The sequence below is a fragment of the Staphylococcus lugdunensis genome (assembly GCF_001558775.1).
Lineage (GTDB): Bacteria > Bacillota > Bacilli > Staphylococcales > Staphylococcaceae > Staphylococcus > Staphylococcus lugdunensis.
On sequence record NZ_CP014022.1, the window covers coordinates 1,188,602 to 1,209,476 of the forward strand.

Genomic DNA, 20,875 nt, shown 5'->3' on the forward strand with positions numbered 1-20,875 from the left:
CTATGACGATGAATAGTGAAGTAATAAAAACAGCAGGTTACTGTGATATACGTACCATTCAAGAAGCTAAAATGAAATTAAAAGGTATTGCTCGACAAACTCCTCTTATACAATCTATGTATTTAAGTAATAATACAACTGGTGGTAACGTTTATTTAAAACTAGAAAATATGCAATTTACAGGTTCTTTTAAATATAGAGGTGCTGCTAATAAAGTTATGCATCTTACTGATGAAGAAAAAGCTAAAGGTATCATTACAGCATCAGCAGGAAACCATGCGCAAGGTTTAGCTTTAACAGGGAAATTACTTGGCGTTGATGTTACAGTTATTATGCCAGAAGAAGCACCTATTTCTAAACAAGAGGCTACACGTGGTTATGGTGCCAAAGTTATTTTAAAAGGTGAAACCTTTAATGACTCTCGATTATATATGGAAGAGTTGGCAAAAGAAAAAGGAATGACAATCGTACATCCTTATAACGATCCAGAAGTTATGGCTGGTCAAGGTACGATTGGCTTAGAAATCTTAGATGCGATTTGGGATGTTGATACCGTGATTGTTCCAGTTGGTGGCGGCGGTCTTATTTCTGGTGTCGCAACTGCTTTAAAATCATTTAATTCATCTATCCATATTATTGGTGTACAATCCGAAAATGTTCATGGTATGGCTGAATCAATTAAACAAGGTGAAATCGTTTCACAATATAATGATCATACAATCGCTGATGGCACAGAAGTTGCTATTCCAGGTGATAAAACATTTGAAATAACAAAAGAATTAGTAGATGAATTTATTTTAGTTTCTGAAGAAGAAATTTCTAATGCGATGAAAACACTTATGCAACGAACCAAAATTATTACTGAAGGTGCTGGTGCATTACCAACAGCCGCATTACTTAGTGGAAAAATAGACCCTCGCTGGGTTAAAGATAAAAATGTTGTTGCCCTAGTTTCTGGTGGTAACGTTGACTTAAGTCGTGTATCAAATATTATTGATCACTTATTAAAACCTGCAGATACTAGTAAAGGTGTCGTTGGCTAGTTCAATCCCGTAAATTGGAGGTCGCACCATGAATACAAACTCAACAGATTTAAAGAAAAATATTGGTTTTTTTGCAGCACTTTCTCTTGTTATGGGATCTGTAATTGGATCAGGTGTATTTTTTAAAGTATCCAATGTAACAGAAGTAACAGGCTCAACAAGTATGGCTATGCTTGTATGGTTCTTAGGTGGTCTCATGACCATTTGTGCGGGACTAACAGGTGCTGAATTGGCTGCGGCTATCCCAGAAACGGGAGGCCTCACCAAATATATTGAATATACCTATGGTGATTTTTGGGGCTTTTTATCCGGGTGGGCTCAAGCCTTTATTTACTTCCCAGCCAATATCGCAGCACTAGCGATTGTCTTTGGGACACAACTGATTAATTTGTTTCATTTGAGTCCAGCTTGGATTATTCCCATTGCCTTTCTTAGTGCTGTATCAATATTAGCATTTAACTGCATGGGTTCTAAAGTCGGTGGTATTCTACAATCCGTAACTTTAGTAATCAAACTTATTCCTATTGCCGTTATCGTAGTATTCGGCTGGTTCAATAGCAGCAATGTAGACTTCTCATTGTTCCCTATAGAAAACGGCACGCATTCAGGTTTCTTCACAGCACTTGGTAGTGGATTGCTAGCAACGATGTTTGCATATGATGGCTGGATTCACGTAGGAAATATTGCAGGAGAACTTAAAAATCCACGCAAAGATTTACCTGGCGCTATCGCAATAGGTATAGGTTGTATTATGCTAGTATATTTATTAATAAATGCTGCATTTTTAATGACATTACCTATTTCTCATATTGCCGGTAACTTAAATGCTGCCAGTGATGCTTCTAACCTATTGTTTGGACCAATTGGCGGTAAACTGGTTACCATTGGTATTTTAATATCAGTCTATGGAACAATGAATGGTTATACTATGACAGGCATGCGTATTCCATACGCAATGGCGCAAAATAATCGCTTGCCATTTAAACGTCTATTCTCAAGCTTAACACCTACAAAAGCACCATGGTTTGGTGGCATGATACAAGTAATCATTGCTACAGTAATGATTTTACTTGGCGCTTTTGATACGATTACAAATATGCTGATATTCGTTATATGGTCATTTTACTGTATGGCATTTATAGCCGTATTCTTGTTACGACGTCGAGAACCAGGGTTGCCCCGTCCGTACAAAGTGCCATTGTATCCATTTATTCCTGGTATCGCGCTTATTGCCGGTATATTCGTTCTAGTTAATACCTTAATTACACAACCGATACTAGCGTTTATTGGGATAGCTATTACGTTAGCAGGTACCCCAATATATCTTTATACTAAAAAAACAACTTAGTAGTTGTAGCTAGTATTATAGAAATTAAATATTCTTTTATATAATGGCAACAAATATATTGATACAAATCGAGAACACTCTCCAAACTATTTTATGGATGAGTGTTCTCTCGTTTTATAACTTTAAAATATTACTACACAGTCTACGTATTTTATTATTTAAATAAAATAATTAACCATTGTTTAACTTCATAGTTTATAAAAAATCAAAGAGCTTGTTCCCTTTTTGGGAAACAAGCTCTTTAATTAGTGTACTAAACCAAGACGCATCATTTGAGGCTCAGTATACTTAAGGAGTTTTTTCGTTGGTTATCTTCTAGGTTCACCGTTGACAAGAATACTACGTAAGAAATCAATAACTTTAGTTATGAAACCAAATAAATCATTCATTTTGCTCACCTCAATATATTATTGTCACTTTTATTTTAATCTCTTCTAAAATCTTTTTGGTTAATTTTTCCTACACAACCACTCTATATACCAAGCTGTAATTATGATTCAATAATGACACAAAAAAGTATGCGTTGTTGATAAAAAACATTCAGTACCTAAGTATGAATGACATTGTTTTTCTAATCAAAGCTATAATTTAATAAAAATGTTAAATCTTCTCTTTTTATTTCAAGAAATTTAAAGCAGGTTGAACATAAATCCTAAAATACTTGATACTTAAAAGCATTGAGCTTTGTCTTAATGACACTTCATATGAATAATGAAGGGAGCGAGAATACGAATTCATAATGAATTCTATCCCGCTCCCTCTTCAACTTGTCAGAGACATTGATGTCCCATCCTGTTTAATTCTAATAACCTATTAATATTTAGGAACAACCACACGCCAACCGTGTTTATCTTCCAATTTACCACTTTGAATGCCTGTGTAAGTATCGTATAATTTTTTAGTAATTTCTCCTGGTTCATTATTGTTAATTACAATTTCACGGTCTTCATAACGTAATGTTCCTACTGGTGAAATTACTGCTGCTGTACCTGAACCAAACACTTCAGTTAAAGCACCTTTATCGTATGCTTCAAATAATTCATCAACGGATACTTTACGTTCTTCAACTTCATAGCCTAATTCTTTAGCTAATTCGATGATTGATTTGCGTGTAATACCAGGTAAGATACTACCATTTAATGCTGGCGTAACTACTTTTCCGTTTTCAACGAAGAAGATGTTCATACTACCTACTTCTTCAACATATTTTTGTTCAACACCATCTAACCACAATACTTGATCATAACCTAGCTTATTCGCATTACTTTGTGCGAGTAAACTTGCAGCATAATTTCCTGCTACTTTAGCAAATCCAACACCACCGCGTACGGCACGTACATATTCATCTTCGACATAAATCTTTGTTGATTTCAATGTGTCTCCACCATAATATGCACCTGATGGTGATAAAATAATTAATAATTTATATTGGTGTGATGGGCGCACACCAAGGATACCTTCCGTTGCAAAAACAAATGGTCGAATATATAATGATTGGCCTTCTCCTTCTGGTACCCAGTCGCGTTCTACATCAACTAATTGTTTTAATCCCTCTAATAATACATCTTCATCAATTTTCGGCATCTCTAAACGTGCTAAAGAATCGTTAATACGTTTAAAGTTTTGGTCTGGACGGAATAAGACAACCTCATCATTCGTTTTATATGCTTTTAACCCTTCAAAAACGGCTTGTCCATAATGTAAACCTTGTGCGGCTGGTGATACTTCTAATGGTGCATACGGTACGATTTTTAAATCATGCCAACCTTTATCGATATCATAGTCATAACTGAGCATGTAATCTGTGAAATATTGTCCAAATCCTAAACCAGCAGTATCTGGTTTTTCTTTAAGTGCTTGACGTTCTACAAATTTTACTTTTTCTGACATGAATATTGCCTCCTAAAAATTTCCGTTATCAATAATTATATGTAATTATAGCAATCTCAACGGCGTCTTTCAATAAATTTTCTAAAAATTCAAAATATATCAGAATATTAACCGTTATTTAACAAGCATAACAAAACTCTTACCCCTTAAGCATTTTTCAAGCTTATGAGGTAAGAGTTATCCTATTTTTTATTGATATGCATCGTGTTTGAAGATATATTTATATTTTGTCTTTCGCTTCAATTGCTCGAAGCATAATCTTAGTCATCTTAGGTAAATCGTATTGAGGATTAAAGCCCCATTCATTGCGTGAACAACTTGTATCAATACTGTCAGGCCAAGTATCCGCAATGCCTTGACGATCTGGATCCACTTCATAATCTAAAACAAAATTTGGATAGTATTGTTGAATCGCTTCTTTGAGCATTTCTGGTTCAAAGCTCATTGCACTAAGATTATAACCATTGCGTGTTACTAAATTTTCACTATCTGCTTCCATTAGTTTGATGATGGCATCAATCGCGTCATCCATAAACATCATATCCATATATGTGTCTTTAGCTATATAGCTAGTGTAACGCCCTTCACGAACAGCTTTAAAGTATATTTCAACAGCATAATCAGTCGTGCCGCCCCCTGGTTCTTTAACATAAGATATAAGCCCTGGAAATCTGACACTACGTGTATCTACACCAAACTTTTCATAGTAATATTGGCATAATAATTCTCCAGCTACTTTATTCACACCATACATCGTTGTTGGTCGTTGGATGGTCACTTGTGGCGTATTTACTTTTGGTGTTGAGCTACCAAAAGCACCTATTGAACTTGGCGTAAAGAAGTGCAAGTCATATTCTCTTGCTGCTTCTAGCGCGTTCATAAGTCCACCCATATTTAATTCCCATGCTAATAACGGTTTTTTCTCAGCAGTCGCTGATAATAAAGCAGCCATATGCATCAATGAATCTGCTTCAAAATCCTTAACAATCTCAAACATACGATCCTTATCAGTCACATCTAAAATTTCAAAAGGACCATCTTTCACAGGTGAATCTGCTTCAGGCTCTCTAATATCAGTAGCTAAAACATTGTCTGTGCCATAAATTTCTCTGCATTTACCTACTAATTCCGTACCAATTTGTCCTAAAGCACCCGTAATCATTATTCTTTTCATAAAAATATACGCTCCCTTTGTTTTTGCTAAAAGTATTTTTGTCCTTACTATATGTACATTACCTGTATTTACACAAATATTATAATATAAAAACGCTTACATGTATATACACAAAGTACATTTTTACTAACTAATTTTAAAATATTAGCTTTTTAATTCATCAAATATTCAATTTATTATAAATATGATTGTTATTAAGTGATATTTCGATACTCATTAAACATTCGAAACTAGGTTCTTTTCATTCAAAAATGAATCCTGATATAAAAATTCACAGTAATTACATATTGTTTTTTGATTTACATTGTGCTAAATTAAAATTTATAAATAAAAGGCAGTCCTAGTTTTACTTCATTGCCTTGCGATTTTACAGTTCATTGTAAAACTATTTATAAACTTTTGACGCCGGGTAGAAAACAGGGACAATAATATGTATGTTTTCTACCCAACAATAGCAATTGGGAATATGCTGCACTTTTAAGTGTACGCTATTCCTTGATGTCTATTGCATTATCTTTATTAATTAGCAATTACTTAAACCACTAATTTTTAGCTATCATAATCTTCTAAATCTAAACTCATTTATTGCGACTGACTCATTTTTAAGCGCATAAGATGTGAGGCATTTCCGACAATGTCTTTACCACTTATTGAACTTATAATATGCTGAGTAAATTCTTGAAAGGACGTGTTACTCAGATGTTTCAAGCAATCTCCCATGGCTTTTTATTAGCATTAGGCTTAATTTTACCTTTAGGCGCACAAAATGTCTTTGTGTTTAATCAAGGCGCTAATCATAAGCATTTCATAAGCACACTGCCTGTCATTATCACAGCAGGATTGTGTGATAGCGTGTTAATATTGCTAGCCGTTCTAGGCGTATCACTTATCTTAATCTCACTGCCTATGTTACAACTCGTCATTTTTCTTGTTGGCTTCATTTTTTTATTATATATCGCTAGGTCATTGTGGCGTGAACAACCGGCTGATTTAAAATCACAACCTCCTATGTCTGCTAAGAAGCAAATTAGTTTTACTTTATCAGTATCATTACTTAATCCACATGCTATTATGGATACTATTGGAGTCATTGGTACAAGTTCAACATTATATCAAGGTCTAGACAAATGGTGGTTTACATTTGCAACAATAAGCGTTTCTTGGTTTTGGTTTATTTTATTAGCAATTATTGGTAAAGTCATCGGTCATCTCGATAAAACAGGTAAATATATCACCCTGTTAAATAAGATTTCAAGTCTCATTATTTTAATTGTTGCCTGTATTATTGTTAAAAATATGATTCAGTTAATCATAAAGATATGAAAAGATGATAAATGGCCTATTGAGACAGACCTTCTATCATCCTTTATTTTTACGATACATAACCTTCATAATCGTAAGTTGCTCTATTTTTCAACAGTTCTGCTAAACTTTGTTGATAATAAATTAATTTCTCATCCGCTTCTCTTATCGTCATCCAACGTACTGTGGATATTTCATTTGGCACCTGGATTTGAGTCGCAAATGACGTAACCGTTACACGAAACATAAAGAATAGTGTGTGGACATCCATGGATCGTGACTTGCCCTCATTAATACTTAATATATCACCAATTTGTCCTTCCAAACCTGTTTCTTCCATAATTTCTCTCTTTACAGCCTCTACTAACGTTTCTTCCGGCTCAACTTTACCTCCAGGCAATGACCAACCTCCACCGTCTGTGTTATGTACAAGTAAGACTTGTCCATCTTCATTTTGAATTAATGCATATACAACTTTTAATTCTTTCATATTTTAACCTTCAATCATTCGGAATTTCAAAACGGCTGACTAACTGCCCATTTTTCTTAATATAAGGTGCTATTTCATAGCCAGCACAATGCTTTATAACTGCTTGAGACGCATAATTTTTAGGATTGCACGTCATTAAAACTTTATCAACATTCAATTCTTTCAATATTTTCTTCGCTTCTTTGAGCATATATAAAGCGATGCCTTGACCTCTCTGAGATTTCACTACACCATAACCTACATGACCGCCTATATTGGTCAAACGTTGATTTAACTGATGTCGAATATCTACCGCACCAACAATTTCATCATTTTTAAAACAAAATAGTGTTGTTGTAGGAACCCAATCCTTATGTACACCTTTGTTATTCAATTCCTCAACCATATGTTTAAAGGAAGTGTAGTTGGCTAAATCAGTATTGTTAGGCACAATCGGTTCATTGTTATGATACCACGCTTCTACATAATGTCTTAAAGCAACTTCATCTTTGTTGCGTAATGGTCTCAGTTCTAACATACAAAATATCTCTCTTTCATTAATTTAATTGCCGTATTAGCTTTAGTTTAGACTAACAATCTTTACGTTTGGTGTTGTGTTAATTTATTTTTATTGAAGCACTTGTTTCAACATATTTTATGATTTATTGCTGTTTTTTAGTGCTTTCTTATAAAAATAATGTGCAACGACAATATCGATAATTGCTAATCCAACTGATTTAAATAGCGTTACTTCTTTATTGTCTTCACGTCCTAGAATGTTTCCCGCTACAATATCACCTAACTCTCCATACAGTGAGTTTACTGTAATTAAACCTTCATCTTGTGGTACTTTTAAATCCCCTGTCTCTTCCATGGCTGCTTCAACCGATTCTACAACAATTTTATTAGCAACTAACATTGATTCTGATGGTAATTCTTGCATATCTGGCTTAAATGAACCTACCGCATTTAAATGCACTCCAGGCTTTAGCGAACGAGAATAAACTGGGTAACTAGAATTCGTAGCAGTTACAATAATGTCGGCTTTTTCCATAGCATCATCGGCCACATTAAAAACTTTTGTTGTAACGTGATATTTTTTAGCAACTGTATCTGCGAATTGATTGGCTTTTTCTTTAGTACGACTTGAAAAATGAACAGTATCTATATTTCTCACTGCCATAACTGCAGCCACTAATCCTTGTGCTTGGTCCCCTGCACCTATCACGCATAATGTTTTAGCTTCTTCACGTGCTAAGTATTTAGTTGCAACACCGGAAATAGCACCTGTGCGAATTTTGGTTAAATAATTCCCATCTAACACAGCTAGTGTTTCTCCAGTCTCATAGTCACTTAATAATACAGAACCAGTAATTGTTTTTTTACCTTTTTCAGGATTTTCTGGTGCAAATGTTACAGTTTTGATACCAACAATTTTCAACTCATCTGAAAGCGCAGGCATAACCAAATATTTATTTTCATTATTAAATGGTAATACATAGCGTAATGGTGTTTCTGTCTTTCCCTCTGAAAAAGCTTTCAGTGCATGAGCAACTTCATCGATCACTTCTTTCATATTCAATAATTGCTGTTGATCTTGTTCATTTATAACTAACATTCCCAGACCTCCATACAAGTGTGTTTACGCATTTCAGTTTAGCATTTCACTCCATAAAAAACATCCACTAGCTTTGTAGCCAGTGGATAATGATAGTTTACACTATTCGATTGTGCCTAATGCTTTACCTACTTTTTCATAAGCCGCAATTGCTTTATCTAACATTTCTTTCGTATGCGCTGCAGTAGGCATATTTCTTACTCGACCAGTGCCACGTGGTACTGTTGGAAAGACGATTGATTTTACATATATACCTTCGTCTTTTAAACGTTTACTAAATTCTTGAGTTTCTTTTTCATCTCCAATAATAACCGGAGTAATTGGTGTCTCTGATTCACCTGTATTAAAGCCAAGTTTTGCTAATCCGTCTTTTAGGTATCGTGCATTATCCCAGAGTTTGTCATGCAACTCAGTAGAAGCCATTAATTTTTTTACAGCTTCTGTAATAGCTTTAGTATCACCAGGGGCTAATGATGTAGAGAATAAAAATGGTCTAGATTGTGCCTTTAACCAATCTATTAACGCTTTCGTACCTGCTACGTAACCACCAACAACACCAATGGCCTTAGAAAGTGTACCGATTTGGAAATCAATCTTATCTTGTAAACCAAAATGTTTAACGGTTCCAGCACCATTACCCATAACTCCTGAACCATGTGCATCATCCACATAAGTGATTAAACCAAACTCTTCAGCAATTTCTACAATTTCAGGTAACTTGGCAACATCACCATCCATGCTAAATACGCCATCAGTAATATACATTACTTTATTATATTTACCAGATTCAACAGCCTCTTTAGCTTTAGCTCTTAAGTCATCCATATCTGAGTGATTTACACGAATGATTTTAGCTTTAGATAATCGGCAACCATCAATAATTGAAGCATGGTTTAATTCATCTGATAAAATCGCGTCATTTTTGTTCATGACTGCCGAAATTGCAGCCATATTGCAATTAAACCCAGATTGATATGCAATGGCTGCTTCAGTTCCTTTAAACTGCGCTAATGTTTCTTCTAACTCATCATGTAAGTCTAATGTACCATTAATTGAGCGTACAGCACCTGCGCCTACACCATGTGAATCGATTGCAGATTTAGCTGCCGTTTTTAAATCTTCGTTAGTAGCCAGTCCTAAGTAATTATTTGAAGATAGGTTAATATACGTTTTACCATTAATAGTAATTTCAGGACCATTGGCACCTTCGATTGAATCGATTTCATTATATAAACCGTTGTCTTTTAAATATTGAATATTTTCTTCTAAAAAGTTGTGTAATGATTGAACCACAAATATGTCCCCCTTGTATTCGAATTTCACATTTATCATACCTTATTTTAATCGCTCATGAAAGCCTTATCATTATTGCAGTATGATTATTTTTTCATTTATTAAATCAATCCCTCAGTTTGGGATATAACTGTAACGAATTAAAATAGCACTGTCAAAGTATTTCTTTCGAGTGTTATTTCTAACTAAAGGGATTAAAACTGAAGTTTCTATTAATAGTTTATGATGCCTCATGTTATCGTTTTTATACATAAGGTAGCTCGTTCATTTTGTTTAGTAACATTGATTAAGTACTATAAAAGTGCCTTGTTTTTTTAAAGTATTTTAAATATGAAAACTCATATAAATATCCTGTATTTTAGTGAGACACTTAAGCGAATAGGACAAGCTGAAACTTCCCCTAAGCAAGCGAGTCAATCATACGGAATATTATTGTGAAATTTATGTCCAGCCTAATATAAAAATGGCATAATCAATTTTATAAATAAAAGATTTTTATTCACATCTATATCGCTCGTGCAGAGTTTGATATACTAAGAAATACGAACATAATGGAGGAAGTGAAACACGTGTTAGATTGGTTTCAATTAGCGAGTCATAAAGAAAATCGAATGATTCAAATGCGGCGCTATATGCATCAGTATCCCGAACCATCATTCGAAGAAACTTGGACTCATAATTATATTTTAAATCAACTCAGCCATCTTGACTGTGATATCGAAGCCCCTGTTGGCCGTAATGGTATTAAGGCGACCTTCAAAGGGAATGAAGAAGGCCCTACTATAGCCTTTCGCGCTGATTTCGATGCATTACCTGTAACGGAATTGAATGATGTGCCTTACAAATCGCGACATGAAGGCTTTATGCATGCTTGTGGTCATGATGGTCATACCGCTATTTTACTTGGTGTAGCAGAAATTATTCATGAGCATCGTCATTTGTTAAAAGGGAATGTCGTCTGCATATTCCAATATGGTGAAGAGATCATGCCTGGCGGTTCTCAAGAAATGATAGAAGATGGCTGTTTACAAGATGTTGATAAAATTTATGGCACACACTTATGGAGTGGTTATGAAACAGGCACGATTTATTCTAGACCCGGTGCAATCATGGCAAGCCCTGACGAATTCTCAGTTACCATAAAAGGCAGAGGTGGACACGGTGCAAAGCCACATGAAACGATAGATCCTATCGTTATTATGGCTGAATTTATATTAAGTGCACAAAAAATTATTTCTCGTACGATAGACCCTGTTAAAGAAGCTGTATTAACATTTGGTATGATTCAAGCTGGTTCATCTGATAGTGTTATTCCTGATAGTGCTTTCTGTAAAGGTACCGTGCGAACATTTGATACTGACATACAAGAGCACGTCGAAATGCGTATGGACAAACTACTACAGGGACTAGCTTTAGCCAATGATATTACTTATGATTTAGAATACATTAAAGGCTATTTACCAGTGCATAATCATCCACAAGCATACGCTCAAGTGAAACAAGCATCGAATGACTTGCACTTAAGATTTAACGAGTCTGATTTAATGATGATTGGAGAAGACTTTTCTCACTATTTAAAAGTGCGTCCAGGTGCCTTTTTCTTAACGGGATGTGGCAATGTAGATAAAGGAATAACAGCACCTCATCATAATCCACATTTTGATATTGATGAGTCCGCATTTAAGTATGCGGCTAGTGTCTTCTTAAAAATACTAGAATTAGAACATGTTTTTTAACTGAAAAAGCTACGCCATCAAAGATACAATCAAGTATCATCATGGCGTAGCTTTTACTTATATAACAATTCTAAATCTAAAAAAGCCCCCTAAAGGGAGCTTTGAATAATTAAATTATTCCATGATTTCAGTTACAACGCCTGATCCTACAGTACGTCCACCTTCACGAATTGAGAAACGAGTTCCGTCTTCGATAGCGATTGGAGCGATTAATTCAACTGTCATTTCAACGTTGTCGCCAGGCATAACCATTTCTGTACCTTCTGGTAAGTTAACAACACCAGTTACGTCTGTAGTACGGAAATAGAATTGTGGGCGGTAGTTTGAGAAGAATGGTGTATGACGTCCACCTTCATCTTTAGATAAAACATATACGTCAGCTTTAAATTTAGTGTGAGGTGTAATTGAACCTGGAGCAGCTAATACTTGTCCACGTTGTACATCTTCACGAGCAACACCACGTAATAACGCACCGATGTTGTCACCAGCTTCAGCGTAGTCTAATAATTTACGGAACATTTCTACACCAGTAACAGTTGTTTTAGTAGTATCGTGGATACCAATAATTTCAACTTCTTCACCGACTTTGATTTGACCACGTTCAACACGGCCTGTAGCAACAGTACCACGACCAGTGATTGAGAATACGTCCTCAACTGGCATCATGAATGGTTTGTCAGAGTCACGTTCTGGAGTTGGAATGTAGTTATCAACTGCATCCATTAATTCTAAGATTTTAGCTTCGTATTTTTCGTCGCCTTCTAAAGCTTTTAATGCTGAACCAGCGATTACAGGCACATCGTCACCTGGGAAGTCATATTCAGTTAATAAATCACGAACTTCCATTTCTACTAATTCTAATAATTCTTCATCGTCAACCATGTCAACTTTGTTTAAGAATACTACTAATGCTGGCACACCAACGTTACGTGATAAAAGAATGTGTTCACGAGTTTGTGGCATTGGACCATCTGCAGCAGAAACTACTAAGATACCGCCGTCCATTTGAGCAGCACCAGTGATCATGTTTTTAACATAGTCAGCGTGTCCTGGGCAGTCAACGTGCGCATAGTGACGTTTATCAGTTTGATATTCGATGTGTGCAGTATTGATTGTAATACCACGTTCTTTTTCTTCTGGAGCGTTGTCAATCATGTCGTATGATTGTGCTACAGTATCACCATTTTTTGCTAATACAGTTGCAATTGCAGCTGTTAAAGTAGTTTTACCATGGTCAACGTGACCGATAGTACCAATATTGGCATGTTCTTTTGAGCGATCGAATTTTTCTTTTGCCATTATTAAATCTCTCCTCTTCTAGTTAAAAGTTATTTCAATATTATCTCTCATGACAGTTTCTCACCATCATGAGAATATAATAGATTGAGTTGCCTCAAAGAAATTCATAATTCCTTTATAATGCATTTTCTACAAAAAATCAATTGTAAAAGCGTGAGCAAAGTTGTTTTAACTCAAAGTGTATTTTAACCTAGTTAGCAAGGTTAAAACAAGTTAAATTATTCGCCTTTGTTTTTCTTAATGATTTCTTCAGAAATTGATTTTGGAACTTCTGCATAGTGGTCAAAGTACATTGTGTAAGTACCGCGACCTTGTGTGTTAGAACGTAATGATGTTGCATAACCGAACATTTCTGAAAGCGGTACATAAGCGTTAACAACTTGTGCATTACCACGAGGTTCCATACCATCAACACGTCCACGACGAGCTGTTACGTCACCCATGATATCACCCATGTATTCTTCAGGCATTTCGATTGTAACTTTCATCATTGGTTCTAAGATAACTGGATCACATTTTTTAGCAGCTTCTTTAAGCGCTAATGATGCAGCAATTTTGAAGGCCATTTCTGATGAATCGACATCATGGTATGAACCATCAAATAATTTAGCTTTAACATCAATTAGTGGATAACCAGCTAAGACACCATTTTCCATAGCATCTTTTAGACCTGCTTCAACTGATGGAATGTATTCACGAGGAACTACACCACCAACGATTGCGTTTTCGAATTCGAAACCAGCGCCAGTTTCATTAGGTGTAAATTCAATGTGAACATCACCGTATTGACCACGTCCACCAGATTGACGAGAGAATTTACCTTGAACTTGTGCAGCTTTTTTGAATGTTTCACGGTAAGAAACCATCGGCGCACCTACATTACATTCAACGTTGAATTCTTTTTTCATACGGTCAACCAAGATGTCTAAGTGTAATTCACCCATACCACCAATGATAACTTGTCCAGTTTCATCATCAGTATGTGCATGGAATGTTGGGTCTTCTTCTTGTAATTTAACTAAAGCTGTTGTCATTTTATCTTGGTCAGCTTTAGATTTTGGTTCAACTGATAAGTGGATAACAGGTTCTGGGAATTCCATTGATTCCAAGATAATGTCATTTTTCTCACCACATAAAGTATCACCTGTACCTGTGTCTTTAAGACCTACCGCAGCAGCGATATCGCCTGAGTACACGGTACTAATTTCTTGACGTGAGTTTGCATGCATTTGTAATAAACGACCTACACGTTCACGTTTACCTTTTGTAGAGTTTTTCACGTATGAACCAGATGATAATGTACCTGAGTACACACGGAAGAATGTTAATTTACCAACATAAGGGTCAGTCATTACTTTGAAAGCCAATGCAGCAAATTCTGCATCATCGTCTGCTTTCGCGATAACTTCTTCGTCTGGATTTTCAGAACGGTGACCAATGATTGGTTTAACATCTAATGGTGATGGTAAATAGTCAATTACTGCATCTAGCATTAATTGAACACCTTTATTTTTGAAAGCTGTACCGCAAAGTACTGGGTAAAATTCTACATTTGTAGTAGCTTCACGAATCGCTTCTTTTAATTCAGGAACAGTAATTTCTTCGTCACCAAGATATTTTTCCATTAACTCATCGCTTGTTTCAGCAACGGCTTCAATTAATGTTGCACGTGCTTCTTCAGCTTTTTCTTTATGGCTATCTGGGATTTCGATTTCTTCAATTTCAGTACCTAAATCATTGTTGTATTTGAAACATTTCATTTCAACTAAATCGATGATTGCTTCAAAGTCATCTTCAGCACCAATTGGTAATTGGATAGGTTGTGCATTTGCTTGTAAGCGATCATGTAATGTGCTTACAGAGTAGTCAAAGTTCGCACCTAATTTATCCATTTTGTTTACGAATACAATACGAGGTACGCCATAAGTTGTAGCTTGGCGCCATACTGTTTCAGTTTGTGGTTCTACACCTGATTGTGCATCAAGTACAGTAACCGCACCATCAAGTACACGTAAAGAACGTTCAACCTCAACAGTGAAGTCTACGTGTCCTGGTGTATCGATGATGTTAACACGGTGACCATTCCATTGCGCAGTTGTAGCAGCTGACGTAATAGTGATACCGCGATCTTGCTCTTGTTCCATCCAGTCCATTTGTGAAGCACCTTCATGTGTTTCACCAATTTTGTGGATACGACCTGTGTAATAAAGAATACGTTCAGTCGTAGTTGTTTTACCAGCATCAATGTGAGCCATGATACCGATGTTACGAGTATTTTTCAAAGAAAAGTCTCTTGCCATGTATTTTTTCTCCTTCCAGTATTTACTGAATAAGTACTTTAGATATGGCGATGCCCTAAGCATGTACCAGCACTGGTAAACCAATGGATTGGAGCACGCTCAGGGTAAAAGCTTTCATTTTACCAGCGGTAGTGCGCGAATGCTTTGTTCGCTTCAGCCATTTTGTGAGTATCCTCACGTTTCTTAACTGCACCACCTGTATTATTAGCTGCATCTAAAATTTCGTTAGCTAAACGATCTTCCATCGTTTTTTCACCACGAAGACGCGCATAGTTTACTAACCAACGTAAACCTAATGTTGTACGACGTTCTGGACGAACTTCAACTGGTACTTGATAGTTAGAACCACCTACACGACGAGCTTTAACTTCTAATACTGGCATAATATTATTGATTGCTTCTTCGAATACTTCTAATGCATCTCGACCGCTGCGTTGTTCAACTAAGTCGAAAGCAGAATAAAGAATTCTTTGTGCTGTTCCACGTTTACCGTCTAACATAATTTTGTTAATCAATTTCGTAACTAACTTAGAGTTATGAATTGGATCTGGTAATACGTCTCTTTTAGGTACTGATCCTTTACGAGGCATAATTAAAATCCTCCCTTCACATTATAGTATATTTTTAGTTTTCTCATTTAAAATTTACACAATCTTAAACTTAGTTTTTAGGTTTTTTAGTTCCGTATAATGAACGACCTTGTTTACGTCCATCAACACCTGAAGTATCAAGTGCACCACGTACAATATGGTAACGCACACCTGGTAAGTCTTTTACACGTCCACCACGAACAAGTACAACACTGTGTTCTTGTAAGTTGTGTCCGATACCAGGGATGTATGCGTTGATTTCAATGTTATTTGATAAACGCACACGTGCATATTTACGTAACGCTGAGTTAGGTTTCTTAGGAGTCATTGTTCCTACACGCGTACAAACACCACGTTTTTGAGGTGAATTTAAGTCAGTAAATTGTTTCTTTTTACTGTTGAAACCTCTATTTAAAGCTGGTGAATCTGATTTCTTAGATTTGCTTTGTCTTGGTTTACGTACTAATTGGTTAATAGTTGGCATTGAGTATGTCCTCCTCTCTTCACTTTTTAATCCCACACATCCAGGTGGTTCATTTTAAGGTTAAATAAAAGTTAGTAAGCAAATACTTACTAATTCTCATTCAATAATGCAACAATTGTCGCATTAACATTAATACCTACATATTTGCCAAGAGCTTGTTTGCTCTCGAAATAATAAACAGGTATATTTGTGTGATTGATATAGCTAAACACGTGAGATAATAAAAATACTTCGACGTCTTTTGCAATAATCAATGCTGTAACTTGATCTTTCTTTAACGCCTTGAGCGTTTCTTTAAGACCAACTACAACGTGTTGTTTGTTAAAGCGTGCAACTTTTTCATTAGACATGAACATCCTCCAAAGTTCTGCTTGCATCAACCTTTACAATAATAACACTTAACTTTATTACAGTCAATATATAATAGCAAAATTGATTGAAAATCATAGTGTCAGAAACAAATATTTCCAACAAGTTGGGACCACACTCAGAAGTGTCGACTAAGCAAGTGAGCTTTCAATACAAGTATTGTAAATAAAATAGCTAGTAAATGATGTTACAAAAACCGCATTTACTAGCTAATTTTTCAGGAAATGTCCCAGTCAATTTTATTATTTGTCTGTTAATTGTTCTTCTGTTTGTTCAGCTACTGGAACAGTGGTTTTATCGTATTTAACGCTACTGTATCGTCTCATACCTGTACCAGCTGGGATAAGTTTACCAATAATAACATTCTCTTTAAGTCCAAGTAAGTCATCACGTTTACCTTTGATAGCTGCATCTGTAAGGACACGTGTTGTTTCTTGGAATGAAGCCGCTGATAAGAAGCTTTCTGTTTCAAGAGATGCTTTAGTAATACCTAACAACACTGGTTTGGCTGTTGCTGGGCGTTTACGTTGTTTAAATGCATCGCGGTTTGCGTCTGTAAAGTGGTGAATATCTACAAGTGAACCTGGTAATAATTTAGTGTCGCCAGCTTCGATAATACGCACTTTACGTAGCATTTGTCTAACCATTACTTCAACGTGTTTATCATCGATTTCTACACCTTGCATACGATAAACTTTTTGTACCTCTTTAAGCAAGTAACTTTCAGTAGCATTTAAACCAGCCACAGCTAAGAAGTTTTTCGGCTCAATTGAACCTTCTGTTAATACTTCTCCTCGTTCAACTGATTGTCCTACTTCTACTTTTAATCTTGAAGTACCTGAAGCAAGGTAAGATCTTGTTTCGTTTGCGCCTTTAACAACAATTTCTTGTTGACGGTCTTTCGCTAATTTAATATCTTCAACAACACCTTCGATTTCAGTAATCACAGCTTGTCCTTTTGGATTACGCGCTTCGAAAATCTCTTGGATACGTGGAAGACCTTGAGTGATATCGCTACCTGCTACACCACCTGTGTGGAATGTACGCATTGTAAGCTGCGTACCTGGTTCACCAATTGATTGAGCAGCAATTGTTCCAACTGCTTCACCCACTTCAACTTTTTCACCTGTCGCAAGGTTTTTACCATAACATTTTTCACATACGCCGTGACGTGTGTTACAAGTAAATGCTGAACGGATGTACATTTGCTCAATACCTGCATCGGTAATTTTCTTCGCGATTTCAGCTGTAATCAATTCATCAGGACGAATGATAATTTCATCCGTTTCAGGGTGACGAATTGTTTCTTTAGAATAGCGACCTTCGATACGTTCGATAAACGGTTCAATCATTTCTGTACCTTCTCTAATATCAGATACAAGTAAACCACGGTCAGTGCCACAGTCTTCTTCACGTACAATAACATCTTGTGCAACGTCAACAAGACGACGAGTAAGGTAACCAGAGTCAGCTGTTTTAAGCGCTGTATCGGCAAGACCTTTACGTGCACCATGGGTAGAAATGAAGTATTCTAATACGGTTAAACCTTCACGGAATGAAGAAGTGATTGGCAACTCAATAATTTTACCTGATGGCGCAGCCATTAAACCACGCATACCAGCTAATTGCGTAAAGTTAGATGCGTTACCACGCGCACCTGAATCACTCATCATAAAGATTGGGTTTGTTTTCTCAAGTGATTGCATTAATTCGCCTTGAATTTGGTCTTTAGCATCTGTCCAAATTTCAACGACTGCATTATAACGTTCATCTTCTGTTATTAAACCACGATTGAATTGTTTTGTTACTCGATCAACAAGTTTTTCATGTTCATCTAAGATATCTTTTTTGTCTGGTAATACAACGATATCTGCGACACCTACAGTAATACCTGCTTTTGATGAGAATTTGAAACCTAAGTCTTTCATACGGTCAAGCATCATTGATGTATCAGTAATGCTAAATCTATTAAAGACTTCAGCAATAATATTACCTAAGAATTTTTTGTTGAATGGCTCAGTCAATTCTTGTTCTTCAAAGAATGCTTTAAGTCCACCTTCACCTAATTGTGATGGATCAACAAAATATTTATCAGGTGTTTTGTCTTCTAAATTTGCTTGTGATGGTTCATTAATATACGCAAATGATTCTGGAATAATTTCATTAAAAATGACTTTACCTACAGATGTAGCTAAGATTTTTTTATTTTGTTCTTCAGTAAATGTCGGGTTGTTAAATGACCCAGCATGTACACCGATACGTGTATGCAAGTGTACATAGCCATTGGCATATGCTTTTAACACTTCGTTTGTATCGTTAAAAATAGCACCAGTATTAATTGCATCTTTGCGCTCTAAAGTAAGGTAGTAGTTACCTAATACCATATCTTGTGATGGCGTAACAACTGGTTTACCATCTTTAGGGTTCAAAATATTTTGTGCAGCCAGCATAAGCATACGTGCTTCTGCTTGAGCTTCTTTAGATAATGGTACGTGAACAGCCATTTGGTCACCATCAAAGTCCGCATTGTAAGCTGTTGTTACAAGTGGGTGAAGTCGAATTGCGCGACCTTCTACTAATGTTGGTTCAAATGCTTGAATACCTAATCTATGAAGCGTAGGCGCACGGTTTAACAGAACCGGATGTTCTCTAATAACATCTTCTAATACATCCCAAACTTCATCATCCATGCGTTCAATTTTACTTTTCGCATTTTTAATGTTTGTGGCAATTTCACGTTGTACTAACTCTTTCATAACAAAAGGTTTGAACAATTCGAGCGCCATTTCTTTTGGCAAACCACATTGGTACATTTTCAAGCTTGGACCTACTGCGATAACTGAACGTCCTGAATAGTCAACACGTTTACCGAGTAAGTTTTGACGGAAACGACCTTGTTTACCTTTCAACATATGAGAAAGAGATTTCAAAGGTCTGTTACCTGGTCCAGTAACTGGGCGTCCGCGTCGTCCATTATCAATTAAAGCATCTACTGCTTCTTGCAACATACGTTTTTCATTTTGCACGATAATACCAGGCGCACCTAAATCTAATAAACGTTTTAAACGATTATTACGATTAATGACACGACGATATAAGTCATTTAAGTCACTTGTAGCAAAACGGCCCCCGTCTAATTGAACCATAGGACGGATTTCTGGTGGAATAATTGGAAGTACATCTAAAATCATCCACTCAGGTTTATTGCCAGAATTTCTAAAAGATTCAACAACTTCTAAACGTTTAATTGCACGTGTCAATCTTTGACCAGTTGCTGATTCTAATTCATCACGTAATTGCTTAAGCTCTTCATCAAGGTCAATTTCATGTAATAAATCTTTAATGCCTTCTGCACCCATTTTAGCAACGAATTGTCCTGGATATTTGTCATAGTAGTCTCTAAATTCAGCTTCAGATAATAAAGTTTTCTTTTCTAAACCAGTTGGACCTGGATCGACGACAACATATGAAGCGAAATAGATAACTTCTTCTAATGCTCTAGGAGACATGTCTAATAACAGACCCATACGACTTGGGATACCTTTGAAGTACCAAATATGAGATACAGGAGCTGCTAATTCAATATGTCCCATTCTTTCACGACGAACTTTAGATTTAGTGACTTCAACACCACATCTATCACAAACCATGCCTTTATAACGCACACGTTTGTATTTACCACAACTACATTCCCAATCTTTAGTTGGGCCGAATATTCTCTCACAGAATAAGCCATCTTTTTCTGGTTTTAACGTACGATAATTAATTGTTTCTGGTTTTTTCACTTCACCATATGACCATGAACGAATTTTTTCAGGTGAGGCTAAACCGATTTTCATATAATGGAAATTATTTACATCAATCAAGGAGCCTACCTCCTTCAATTTAGATTAGCTGTGCCATTTGATTGATTTACATCTATTGAAATTAAGGAAAGGTTAGGATGGATGCAACTCAAAA

16 protein-coding genes are annotated in these 20,875 nt (G+C 35.9%); 4 read left to right on the forward strand and 12 right to left on the reverse strand.

The window, feature by feature from the left end; translation table 11 throughout:
- Positions 1-2 precede the first annotated feature (2 nt).
- A complete protein-coding gene (gene tdcB, locus AL499_RS05640) occupies positions 3-1,043 on the forward strand; it encodes a bifunctional threonine ammonia-lyase/L-serine ammonia-lyase TdcB (RefSeq protein ID WP_002459921.1) in 1,041 nt (346 codons plus the stop codon).
- A 28-nt stretch (positions 1,044-1,071) separates the two neighbouring features.
- Positions 1,072-2,391: an APC family permease gene (locus AL499_RS05645; RefSeq protein WP_002492979.1), complete on the forward strand. Its 1,320-nt coding sequence runs from the start codon at positions 1,072-1,074 to the stop codon at positions 2,389-2,391.
- Positions 2,392-3,204: 813 nt separating this feature from the next.
- Here the strand turns inward: AL499_RS05645 and AL499_RS05650 are convergent.
- Complete coding sequence (locus AL499_RS05650; RefSeq protein ID WP_002459923.1) at positions 3,205-4,281, reverse strand: branched-chain amino acid aminotransferase; 1,077 nt, start codon at positions 4,279-4,281, stop codon at positions 3,205-3,207.
- Positions 4,282-4,501: 220 nt separating this feature from the next.
- A complete protein-coding gene (locus AL499_RS05655; protein WP_002479454.1) occupies positions 4,502-5,455 on the reverse strand; it encodes an NAD-dependent epimerase/dehydratase family protein in 954 nt (317 codons plus the stop codon).
- A 699-nt stretch (positions 5,456-6,154) separates the two neighbouring features.
- On the opposite strand from AL499_RS05655, the gene AL499_RS05660 reads away from it, so the two are divergent.
- Positions 6,155-6,778 (forward strand): LysE/ArgO family amino acid transporter, encoded by a 624-nt coding sequence (locus AL499_RS05660; protein WP_002492962.1) that lies wholly within the window; start codon positions 6,155-6,157, stop codon positions 6,776-6,778.
- Positions 6,779-6,827: 49 nt separating this feature from the next.
- On the opposite strand, the gene AL499_RS05665 is transcribed toward AL499_RS05660, so the two are convergent.
- From AL499_RS05665 to AL499_RS05680, 4 genes are all read right to left on the reverse strand, one after another.
- Positions 6,828-7,247: an NUDIX hydrolase gene (locus tag AL499_RS05665; protein ID WP_002492975.1), complete on the reverse strand. Its 420-nt coding sequence runs from the start codon at positions 7,245-7,247 to the stop codon at positions 6,828-6,830.
- Positions 7,248-7,257: 10 nt separating this feature from the next.
- The gene (locus tag AL499_RS05670; protein WP_002459927.1) at positions 7,258-7,764 is read right to left on the reverse strand and encodes a GNAT family N-acetyltransferase; all 507 of its coding nucleotides are present in this window, start codon (positions 7,762-7,764) and stop codon (positions 7,258-7,260) included.
- A gap of 117 nt (positions 7,765-7,881) precedes the next feature.
- Positions 7,882-8,844, reverse strand: coding sequence for an ornithine cyclodeaminase family protein (locus AL499_RS05675; RefSeq protein WP_002492946.1), 963 nt, complete (start codon positions 8,842-8,844; stop codon positions 7,882-7,884).
- Between the two features lie 102 nt (positions 8,845-8,946).
- Positions 8,947-10,137, reverse strand: coding sequence for a glycine C-acetyltransferase (locus AL499_RS05680; RefSeq protein ID WP_002479459.1), 1,191 nt, complete (start codon positions 10,135-10,137; stop codon positions 8,947-8,949).
- A gap of 569 nt (positions 10,138-10,706) precedes the next feature.
- On the opposite strand from AL499_RS05680, the gene AL499_RS05685 reads away from it, so the two are divergent.
- The gene (locus tag AL499_RS05685) at positions 10,707-11,873 is read left to right on the forward strand and encodes a M20 family metallopeptidase (protein WP_002479460.1); all 1,167 of its coding nucleotides are present in this window, start codon (positions 10,707-10,709) and stop codon (positions 11,871-11,873) included.
- A 114-nt stretch (positions 11,874-11,987) separates the two neighbouring features.
- Here AL499_RS05685 and tuf read toward each other — a convergent pair whose 3' ends face one another.
- The 6 genes from tuf to rpoC all read right to left on the reverse strand — a co-directional run bounded on the left by tuf (position 11,988) and on the right by rpoC (position 20,754).
- Positions 11,988-13,172 (reverse strand): elongation factor Tu, encoded by a 1,185-nt coding sequence (gene tuf, locus AL499_RS05690; RefSeq protein ID WP_002459931.1) that lies wholly within the window; start codon positions 13,170-13,172, stop codon positions 11,988-11,990.
- A gap of 218 nt (positions 13,173-13,390) precedes the next feature.
- Positions 13,391-15,472, reverse strand: a complete 2,082-nt coding sequence (gene fusA, locus AL499_RS05695) for an elongation factor G (protein ID WP_002479461.1) — start codon at positions 15,470-15,472, stop codon at positions 13,391-13,393.
- A gap of 119 nt (positions 15,473-15,591) precedes the next feature.
- Positions 15,592-16,062: a 30S ribosomal protein S7 gene (gene rpsG / locus AL499_RS05700; protein ID WP_001137495.1), complete on the reverse strand. Its 471-nt coding sequence runs from the start codon at positions 16,060-16,062 to the stop codon at positions 15,592-15,594.
- 70 nt (positions 16,063-16,132) lie between these two features.
- Complete coding sequence (gene rpsL, locus AL499_RS05705) at positions 16,133-16,546, reverse strand: 30S ribosomal protein S12 (protein ID WP_002459933.1); 414 nt, start codon at positions 16,544-16,546, stop codon at positions 16,133-16,135.
- A gap of 89 nt (positions 16,547-16,635) precedes the next feature.
- Entirely contained in the window at positions 16,636-16,896 is a 261-nt protein-coding gene (locus AL499_RS05710; protein WP_002492989.1) for a ribosomal L7Ae/L30e/S12e/Gadd45 family protein, read from the reverse strand.
- A 261-nt stretch (positions 16,897-17,157) separates the two neighbouring features.
- Positions 17,158-20,754 carry a DNA-directed RNA polymerase subunit beta' gene (gene rpoC / locus AL499_RS05715; protein ID WP_161510814.1) on the reverse strand — a complete coding sequence of 1,199 codons (3,597 nt, stop codon included), beginning with the start codon at positions 20,752-20,754 and terminating at the stop codon, positions 17,158-17,160.
- Positions 20,755-20,875 lie beyond the last annotated feature (121 nt).